The 1,878-nt window shown below is 68.2% G+C and carries 2 protein-coding genes; both read right to left on the bottom strand.

The genetic code is table 11. The features are described 5' to 3' along the window. Positions 1–137: 137 nt before the first annotated feature. The gene (locus EBL85_RS16725; protein WP_062276368.1) at positions 138–443 is read right to left on the bottom strand and encodes a hypothetical protein; all 306 of its coding nucleotides are present in this window, start codon (positions 441–443) and stop codon (positions 138–140) included. Positions 444–569: 126 nt separating this feature from the next. Then, positions 570–1,838, bottom strand: coding sequence for an MFS transporter (locus EBL85_RS16720; RefSeq protein ID WP_123140891.1), 1,269 nt, complete (start codon positions 1,836–1,838; stop codon positions 570–572). Between the last annotated feature and the right edge of the window lie 40 nt (positions 1,839–1,878).

The raw sequence follows: 1,878 nt of genomic DNA, 5'->3' as shown, positions 1-1,878 counted from the left end.
TGCCCGTCCGGAAGACCCGGCCTGCTGGCCGGACCCGGGCGTCGCTCCAAGGAGCGACGCCCGGAGTCGCCGATTACGGCGTCATCGATGTGCGACGGCGATGTACTCGGCTGACCCTTGGGGCTCAAGCCCCACCTTCATTTGTCGTCGAAGTGCGCACGGATGCGCGAGAGCGTGTCGCGGGCGCCGCGCTTGAGTTCGTCCCACTTCTCCTCCGCGTCCTCGCGGATCTCCTCCCAGCGCTCGTCGGCCTCCTCGCGAATCTGTTCGCGCTTCTCGTGTCCGGCCTCCCACTTCTCGCGCAGTTCGTCGATCTGCTGCTGCACGCGCTCGCGCGCCTCCCCCGAGCTCTGCGCGGCCTTTTCCTGCAGCTGTTCGAGGTCGTCCTTCCACTCGTCGAGTTGCTGTTTGAGGCGGCTGAGATAGTCGTCTTTGGTCGGCATCTGCTTCCCTCCTGTCGCTGTCTGCAAACCCGGTCGCGGGTTCATTCCCGCGCCGTCCCAGTCCGACATTGGGTCGGCTGGGGCGGCAGTGCAAGGCATCGAGCACATCCTTCGGGGCGCGCGGGGTCAGCGTCCGCTGGTCTCGGCAGGCAGGGCCGGCTCGCGACAGGCGCCGGCGAGCCGCTGCCACCAGGGACAGGCATGCTCATGGCCGTGCTCGCGGGCATGCAGCCAGAGCGCGAGCCCCAGGGTGATGATCAGGATCAGCACCGCGCCCAGCACCACCCCGGGCCAGTCCGCCCAGTGCCAGTAGGGACCGAGATAGAAGCCGCCGAGGCTCGCCCCGGTGTAGTAGAACACCAGATACAGCGAGGAGGCGCTGGCGCGTGCCCGGGTGGCCTTGTGGCTGACCCAGCTTGCGGCCTGGGAGTGAGCGAAGAAGAAGCCGACGGCGTTGACCAGCAGGCCGCCGATGATCGCCGCCAGGTGCGGCACCAGGGTCAGCAGGGTGCCGCCGAGCAGCAGCAGGGTGCCGGCGGCCATCGCCAGCGGTTGCGAGCGCCCGCGCGCCAATCGGCCGGAGAAGCTGGCGGCGACGGTGCCGGAGAGATAGGTGAGGAACAGCATCCCCAGCCACATCGGCGAGAGGTGATAGGGCGGGGCGCTCAACAGGAAGGTGACATAGCTGTAGAGGTTGATGAACACCATGAAGTTGAGCCCGCCGATGAGATAGGCGCCGAGGATGCTCGGGTTACGCAGGTGCAGCGCGAGGTCGGCGACCATGGCGCGCGGCCGCGGCGGCTTGGGCTGGAAGCGGCGCGAGGGCGGCAGCAGGATGATGAAGGCGATCAGCACCGCGAGGCTGAGCAGCCCGGCGCTGAGGAAGCTCGCCTGCCAGCCCCATTCGGCGGCGCTCGCGCCGCTGAGCAGGCGTCCGGCGATACCGCCGATCGAGTTGCCACCGATATAGATGCCGACGGCCAACAACAGCGCCTCGTGGTCGAACTCGTCACCGAGATAGGCCAGCGCCAGCGCCGGCACGCCGCCGAGGAAGAAGCCCTGCAGTGCGCGCAGGGCGAGCAGGGTGCCGAAGTCCGGGGCGAAGGCGAGCGCGAGCGCGCAGGCGGTGGCCAGCGCCAGGGTGGTGAACATGATCGCGCGCCGACCGATGGCGTCGGAGAGCGGCCCGAAGAGCAGCAGCGACAAGCCCAGGGTGAAGGTCGTGACCGAAAGGGTCAGGCTCGCCTGCAACTCCGAGATGCCGAGATCACCACGCAGCAGCGGTAGCAGCGGTTGCGGGGCATAGAGGTTGGCGAAGATGGCGATCGAGCCGAGACAGAGTGCCAGGGTCGCGCGCCAGAAGGCCGGGGTGCGTGCGGTGATCGGTGGGCTCATTGGAATCCTGGATGGGTGGGGCATGGGTTCATTGTAAGAT

This window comes from Marichromatium sp. AB32, from assembly GCF_003718675.1.
Lineage (GTDB): Bacteria > Pseudomonadota > Gammaproteobacteria > Chromatiales > Chromatiaceae > Marichromatium > Marichromatium gracile.
Note: the sequence above shows the minus strand (reverse complement) of the source record. Positions and strands in the feature narration are given on the sequence as shown.